Source organism: Micromonospora qiuiae (genome assembly GCF_016863555.1).
Lineage (GTDB): Bacteria > Actinomycetota > Actinomycetes > Mycobacteriales > Micromonosporaceae > Micromonospora > Micromonospora qiuiae.
In genome coordinates, this window is record NZ_BOPC01000058.1 from 38,770 (window position 1) to 44,952 (window position 6,183).

Here is a 6,183-nt window from a genome sequence, read left to right on the forward strand (position 1 = left end):
TCCAGGTCACCCGGGTGGGGCGGCGTGTCGCGTCGGTGTGTCGGCCGTTGTATTGGATGACCTGGCCGGTGGCGGCGGCCCGGCCGCCGGTCCGTAGAGATCGCGAACCGGGAGGACGATGATGATCAAGCGAAACCGACTCTTCGGCACCCAGACCCGGATCACCTTCTGCCTTCCGCGGGACACCCCGCCCGGCACGGTCAGCGTGGTCGGCTCCTTCAACGGGTGGCAGCCCGGTCAGCACGTGCTGGTGCCTCGCCGGGACGGCACCCGGACGGTGACCGTACGCCTCGGCCCCGGCCAGCACCGCTTTCGCTACCTGGCCACCGGCGGTCTGTGGTTCGACGACGAGTCCGCCGACCAGGTGGATGAGCAGGGCGGCCTGCTGGTGCTGTGAGGGGGGAAGATTTATTGATAACAGTCTTTACTGTTAAGAATGTTTAAATTATGTTGGTGGCACCTCACCAGGCAACACGCCGCTAAGGAGCTGCCGTCATGCGCCGAAGAATCACCCTCGCACTGATGATGACGAGCGCCATGGTCGCCACCCTGGCCGTCGCCACCCCGGCCCAGGCCCACGGCTACGTCTCGTCGCCGCCCAGCCGTCAGGCGCTCTGCGCCCAGAACCGCGTTCCCGACTGCGGGCAGATCCGGTGGGAGCCGCAGAGCGTCGAAGGCCCCAAGGGGCTGCGCAACTGCCACGCCAACATCGCGCACTTCGCCGTCCTCAACGACGACAACCGCGGCTGGCCCGCCACCTCGGTCGGCACCACGGTCACCTTCACCTGGGTCAACACCGCCCAGCACGCCACCCGCGACTGGGAGTACTTCATCGGCAACAACCGGGTGGCGGTTTTCTCCGGCGGCGGGCGTCAGCCCGGCGCCACCGTCTCGCACACCGTCAACCTCTCCGGCTACCCGGGCCGGCAGAAGGTGCTGGCGGTGTGGAACATCGCCGACACCGCCAACGCCTTCTACTCCTGCGTCGACCTGCAGATCGGCGACGGGGGAACCAACCCCACACCCAGCCCGAGCCCGACCAGCCAGCCGGCGCCGTCGCCCACCCCGACGGTCGGCCCGACCAGCACCCCGCCGGCCAGCGGCACCTGGACGGCGGGTCGCGCGTACGCCGTCGGTGACCAGGTCACCTACGACGGGCGTACGTACCGCTGCCGCCAGGCGCACACCGCCCTCGCCGGGTGGGAGCCGCCGAACGTACCCGCGCTCTGGCTCCTGGTCTGATCCGCGCCTGCCCAGCGCCTACAGCGCCTGCCCAGCGCCTGCCCAGCGTTGATCATGAGGTTGACGGCAGTGGTTGATCTTCAAAGTGCCGCTAACCTCATGATCAACGGGGAGGTGGGGGGTGGGGCGGTCAGGTGGTGCTGGGGTCCAGGCGGATGGAGAGGGAGTTCACGCAGTGCCGGGTGTTCTTCGGGGTGAAACCCTCGCCGTGAAAAACGTGCCCGAGGTGGCTGTCGCAGCGGGCACAGCGGATCTCCGTGCGCCGCATGCCGAGGCTGTTGTCCTCGACCTCCTTGATCGCGCCCGGGATGGCGTCGTCGAAACTCGGCCACCCGCAGTGCGAGTCGAACTTGGTGTCGCTCGGGTACAGCTCGGCACCGCAGGCCCGGCACCGGTACATGCCGGGGGTCTTGGTGTCGACATACTCGCCGGTCCACGCCGGCTCGGTGCCGTGCTCACGCAGCACCCGGAACTCCTCGGGGCTGAGCCGGACCCGCCACTCGTCCTCGGTGCGGGGCAGTTCACTGTCGGGAAGACTCACCTCTCAACGGTACGTCGAACGTCGGACCCATCGCATATGGTCGCGCAATGGGCGCAACGAAGGCCGCGGCCGAGGAGATCGAGGTGGCCGGGCACACCGTACGGCTGTCGAGCCCGGACCGGGTGATCTTCCCGAAGCGCGGCTTCACCAAGGCCGACGTCTTCCACTACTACCTGAGCGTCGGTGACGGCATCATGCGCGCCCTGCGCGACCGACCGACGACCCTCCAGCGCTTCCCCGACGGCGTCGAGGGCGAGATGTTCTTCCAGAAGCGGGTGCCCGGCCGGGGCGTGCCGCCCTGGGTGCGTACCGCCGAGATCAGCTTCCCCAGCGGGCGCAAGGCCGCGGAGCTCTGCCCGGCGGATCTGGCCCACGTGGCCTGGGCGGCGCAGATGGGCACCATCGTGTTCCACCCGTGGCCGGTGCGCGCCGCCCACGTCGACCACCCGGACGAGCTACGGGTCGACCTTGATCCGCAGCCCGGCACCGACTTCGCCCACGCGGCTACCGCCGCCACCGAGCTGCGCGCGATCCTCGACGAGCTGGGGGTGACCGGCTGGCCGAAGACCTCCGGCGGCCGAGGTGTGCACGTCTACCTGCGCATCCAGCCGCGCTGGACGTTCGTGGAGGTGCGCCGGGCCACCATCGCGCTGGCCCGGGAATTGGGCCGCCGCCGCCCCGACCTGGTCACCACCGCCTGGTGGAAGGAGGAGCGCGGCGAGCGGGTCTTCGTGGACTACAACCAGATGGCCCGGGACCGCACCATCGCCTGCGCGTACTCGCTGCGGGCCAACGCCCGGGCCACCGTCTCCACCCCGGTCAGCTGGGACGAGCTGTCCGACGTCGACCCGGACGACTTCGACCTGCGTACGGTGCCGGAGCGGCTGGCCCAGCGGGGTGACCCGCACGCCGGCATCGACGACGCCGGGTGGGACATCACGCCGCTGCTGGAGTGGGCCGAACGGGACGCCGCTGTTGGCGAGGGCGACCTGCCCTACCCGCCCGACCACCCGAAGATGCCCGGCGAACCGAAGCGGGTTCAACCCTCCAAGGACCGCGACCGCCCCCGCTGACCCGCGCACCCGTCATGCAGTGGATCTTGGACCCGGAATGCCCCTCTGGGGGCAGCAACGGTCCAAGATTGCCGTGGGGGCGAGGGGCTAGCTGGGGCCACGGGAGGAGAGCCGTCCGCCCTCGCTCGGTGAGCCTCAGCGCTGGGCGGGTGACCTCGACCGATGACCAGTTCCTTCGGTGTAGGACGAGGCAGAAAACATTGAAGAGAACGGCGTAGAGAACGCCTGACGCGACGCCGCTCATCAGGTCGGCAGGCGGCCGCCCAGCGACGAGTGACAGCACGGCTTGAACGAGAACCCAGGCCAGCATGCCGATCACTAGCATGAAGAGGAACACGAGACGGGCGGACGTGCGGAACACTGTCCCGTTGCTCTCGTCCATGAAGGTCCTTCCGTCCGCAGTCACTGTGGGGCAGTCCAGCCGTCCATGGACCGCGATCGCCTCCGCTGCCCCGGGTTGGTCAGGTTCACCCTTGAGGGCCTCGACGAACCGCTGCCTCAACCGCCTCCTTGGCTTCCGCCAGGCCGACACCGGTGACCTCCCGGTACGCCGCGATTGCCTTGATCTTGTCGCCCCGGGTCAGGTGCTCCCGGACTCGACCGGCAGCGTGTCGGGATCAGGGACTCCCAGATGCTGCGCCACCAGCGCCAGACGGCGCTCCAGTTCGGCCAGCCGGTACGCGGTGCGGGCCGACTCCCGCCGGCTTGGCATCTGCGCGAGCAGGAGGCTGATCGCGAGCACGAGGAAGAAGGCGAGAAGGAAGTCCATGCCGGTGATCGAAGCAGGCCGCTCTGCGGCGGGGCAAGGGAACTCCGCGTCAGGAGTCAGCTCGGGGCGCCGCCCTTCACGCCGCTCACGAAGGACCGCCATTGGGAGGCGTCGAACAGCAACGCCGGCCCGTCAACGTCCTTGCTGTCCCGGACAGCCACGACGCCGGGAAGATTGTCCGCCACCTCAACACAGTTGCCCTGGGCGGTGCTCCGGCGGCTCTTGCGCCACGTCGCGCCGGTCAGATCAGTCATGGTGCCTCTCTTTGATCCGCCGCATAAGAGTGCGGGATTCCTCGACGCTCAACGCCTCGGCGCTGAGCTGGTTCCAGACCTCGGCATATGCTCGAACCTCTGCCACCCGGTCAAGGTATAGCGCGCCGGACAGGCCCTCGTTGTACACGGTTGTGGGCTCGGCTGACCTGGCGCCCTGTGTTGGAAAATCCAGGATCACGAAGTTCCCCGCCACAGCCACGTCGCTGAGTCTTCTGCGGAGTGGCAGCACCCTGACCGTAACGTTGGGAGCATCGCTGGCGGTGATCAACTTGTCGATCTGATTGGTCATACCTGGCGTGGTCTTGTACAAGAGACCTTCTTCCAAAATTGCCTCCACCATCGGAGCCGCAGGCCGATTCCTGGTGAGGATGCGTTGGCGTTCCATCCTCAGTTCGACGTGCTTCGCGATCTCCTCGTCGGTAGCGCCGCCGGCTTGGGTCCGCGCCAGTTCCGCGGTGTACTCGGGAGTCTGTAGTAGGCCCGGAACCAGGGCGTGCTCGTAGGTACGGATGCGGCTTGCGGCTGCCTCAAGCCCCACGTACAGCTGGAACCAGCGGGGGATCACCTCGCCATAGGCGTGGTACCAGCCCTTGCCCTTGGACTCTTTGGCGAGGCTGACCAGAACCTCCGACATCTCCGGCGAGGCGCCGTAGAGCCGGCACATCTGCTCGACGTCCAATGCCCGGATCGGGGTCTGGCCCGACTCGATGCGGTACATCTTGGCCCGGGACCATTCAAGATCTGCGGCGGCGGCTTCCAAGCCGATCCCGGCCTGCTCCCGGGTCTGGCGGAGCAGCCGCCCAAGTTGCCGTCGAGGCACCGTAGAGCCGACTTCAACCATCGGTCGCCCTCCCTGTCTCATGCTGACACGTCATCGGGCTCGCCGTGAGACGGCTTATGCATCACAAAGCGAAAGGAGTGTCCCAAGCCGACTGTCTCACGAAGAGCATTGCGTAGTCCATCGAGCTGCCCGGATTCTGGCTGCGGGCAGATTGACCGCTGGCTTTGGGAGGTTCGGCGTGGCTCGGTGGAAGTGGTTCCAGAGGACGGATGAAGCGATCGACGTGGTGGTGAGATCCGCCGGTGCCGGCAGGGAGCGTGCCGGCAGGGAGCGTGCCGGCAGGGAGCGTGCCGATCGGGGCGCGGCCGGCCGGGCGGATCGGTCGGTGGGAGACATGGCCACGGGCCAGGCTCGGCAGCGACGACTGCTCAGGGCGCGGGCGGGACAGCGACATGTCGAGCAGCCGACGTGGCGATGCAATCGGGCGAGCTACCGGTGAGCGAGGAGCAGGAGCGGTGGCCCGTCGGGGTGGAGGATCTGCCCGAGATCGAGGTCGACAGGAAGCCGGAACTACTGGTGCTCGCGGCGGAGGACGGTGACCCGATCGGCTGGGCGATCGTCTTGCCCGAAGGTGACTTCTGGTTGATCCGGAACTCCACCCGGACCATGACCCACGGTTCGGGCCTCGCCACGCTGACCGGCTTCTGGGCGTCGGTCTTTGCCTGCGACGTCGGGCGGCCCCGGCTGGTCCGACGACAGGGGTCAGAGGTTGAGCTTCATGCCCTCGTGGCTGGCGACGAAGCCGAGACCGAGATAGAAGCGGTGCGCGTCGTGGCGGGTCTTGTCGGTGGTGAGCTGCACCAGACCGCAGCCGCGCAGCCGGGCCTGGTCGATCGCCCAGGTCATCATCTTGCGGCCCAGGCCGCGGCCCCGGTGGTCCGAGCGGATTCGGACCGACTCGATCAGCTGCCGCTCGGTGCCGTGCCGCCCGAGCCCGGGGATGTAGGTGAGCTGCATGCAGCCCAACAACTCGCCGCCGGACTCGGCGACCACGAGCTGATTGCGCGGGTCGGCGGTGATGTCCGCGAACGCCTTCTCGTAGGTGGCGTCGACCTCGCCGACGTCACGGGTACGCCCCAGCATGTCGTCGGCGAGCAGGTCGAGCACGGCGGGCAGATCGGCCCGGACCGCCTCACGGAAGATCACGTCGCTCATCCCGCGAGAATCCCATACCGGCCCGGACCGATGCACGGCAGAGCCAGGCCCGCCAACCACCACCTGCTGTGGCGGCCGAACCGCACCGATTGGTGTGGCGGACAACTTCCCCGAAACTGTCGTCGGTTCGCAGGTGTGCGGGGGCGGGGACGACGAAAGGGCCGCCCCCTTGTGGGGGCGGCCCTTTGGTGTGTGTGTTCGGTTGTTGGATCGTCAGCTGGTGGCGGAGTAGCCGCGGGTGGCGATCCAGTTGGCGAGGGTGTCGATGTTCATCTGGTAGGTGGCTT

General features: G+C 68.1%; 9 protein-coding genes. 3 read left to right on the top strand and 6 right to left on the bottom strand.

Annotated elements, in window-relative coordinates; all coding sequences use genetic code 11:
* Positions 1–121 precede the first annotated feature (121 nt).
* Both Vqi01_RS20490 and Vqi01_RS20495 read left to right on the top strand, forming a co-directional pair.
* Complete coding sequence (locus Vqi01_RS20490) at positions 122–397, top strand: isoamylase early set domain-containing protein (protein ID WP_204036437.1); 276 nt, start codon at positions 122–124, stop codon at positions 395–397.
* Between the two features lie 98 nt (positions 398–495).
* Positions 496–1,242, top strand: coding sequence for a lytic polysaccharide monooxygenase (locus Vqi01_RS20495; RefSeq protein WP_204036438.1), 747 nt, complete (start codon positions 496–498; stop codon positions 1,240–1,242).
* 130 nt (positions 1,243–1,372) lie between these two features.
* On the opposite strand, the gene msrB is transcribed toward Vqi01_RS20495, so the two are convergent.
* Positions 1,373–1,783, bottom strand: coding sequence for a peptide-methionine (R)-S-oxide reductase MsrB (gene msrB / locus Vqi01_RS20500; RefSeq protein ID WP_204036439.1), 411 nt, complete (start codon positions 1,781–1,783; stop codon positions 1,373–1,375).
* Positions 1,784–1,830: 47 nt separating this feature from the next.
* Here msrB and ligD point away from each other — a divergent pair, with 47 nt between their 5' ends.
* Positions 1,831–2,856, top strand: coding sequence for a non-homologous end-joining DNA ligase (gene ligD / locus Vqi01_RS20505; protein ID WP_204036440.1), 1,026 nt, complete (start codon positions 1,831–1,833; stop codon positions 2,854–2,856).
* Between the two features lie 467 nt (positions 2,857–3,323).
* On the opposite strand, the gene Vqi01_RS31635 is transcribed toward ligD, so the two are convergent.
* From Vqi01_RS31635 to Vqi01_RS20530, 5 genes are all read right to left on the bottom strand, one after another.
* The gene (locus Vqi01_RS31635) at positions 3,324–3,440 is read right to left on the bottom strand and encodes a ribosomal protein L7/L12 (RefSeq protein WP_204036450.1); all 117 of its coding nucleotides are present in this window, start codon (positions 3,438–3,440) and stop codon (positions 3,324–3,326) included.
* Entirely contained in the window at positions 3,437–3,625 is a 189-nt protein-coding gene (locus tag Vqi01_RS20515) for a hypothetical protein (protein ID WP_204036441.1), read from the bottom strand. Before Vqi01_RS20515 ends, Vqi01_RS31635 begins: the two co-directional genes overlap by 4 nt.
* Positions 3,626–3,681: 56 nt before the next feature.
* On the bottom strand, positions 3,682–3,879 hold the full coding sequence (locus Vqi01_RS20520) for a DUF397 domain-containing protein (RefSeq protein WP_204036442.1): 198 nt from the start codon (positions 3,877–3,879) through the stop codon (positions 3,682–3,684).
* Positions 3,872–4,741, bottom strand: a complete 870-nt coding sequence (locus Vqi01_RS20525) for a helix-turn-helix domain-containing protein (protein WP_204036443.1) — start codon at positions 4,739–4,741, stop codon at positions 3,872–3,874. Before Vqi01_RS20525 ends, Vqi01_RS20520 begins: the two co-directional genes overlap by 8 nt.
* Positions 4,742–5,443: 702 nt before the next feature.
* Positions 5,444–5,896: a GNAT family N-acetyltransferase gene (locus tag Vqi01_RS20530; RefSeq protein WP_204036444.1), complete on the bottom strand. Its 453-nt coding sequence runs from the start codon at positions 5,894–5,896 to the stop codon at positions 5,444–5,446.
* Positions 5,897–6,183: the final 287 nt, after the last annotated feature.

Bases quoted from the DNA above. Each gene is read 5' to 3' on its own strand.
- Vqi01_RS20490 (WP_204036437.1), top strand. From the start codon at position 122: ATGATCAAGCGAAACCGACTCTTCGGCACCCAGACCCGGATCACCTTC.
- Vqi01_RS20495 (WP_204036438.1), top strand. From the start codon at position 496: ATGCGCCGAAGAATCACCCTCGCACTGATGATGACGAGCGCCATGGTC.
- ligD (WP_204036440.1), top strand. From the start codon at position 1,831: ATGGGCGCAACGAAGGCCGCGGCCGAGGAGATCGAGGTGGCCGGGCAC.
- Vqi01_RS20515 (WP_204036441.1), bottom strand. From the start codon at position 3,625: ATGGACTTCCTTCTCGCCTTCTTCCTCGTGCTCGCGATCAGCCTCCTG.
- Vqi01_RS20520 (WP_204036442.1), bottom strand. From the start codon at position 3,879: ATGACTGATCTGACCGGCGCGACGTGGCGCAAGAGCCGCCGGAGCACC.
- Vqi01_RS20525 (WP_204036443.1), bottom strand. From the start codon at position 4,741: ATGGTTGAAGTCGGCTCTACGGTGCCTCGACGGCAACTTGGGCGGCTG.
- Vqi01_RS20530 (WP_204036444.1), bottom strand. From the start codon at position 5,896: ATGAGCGACGTGATCTTCCGTGAGGCGGTCCGGGCCGATCTGCCCGCC.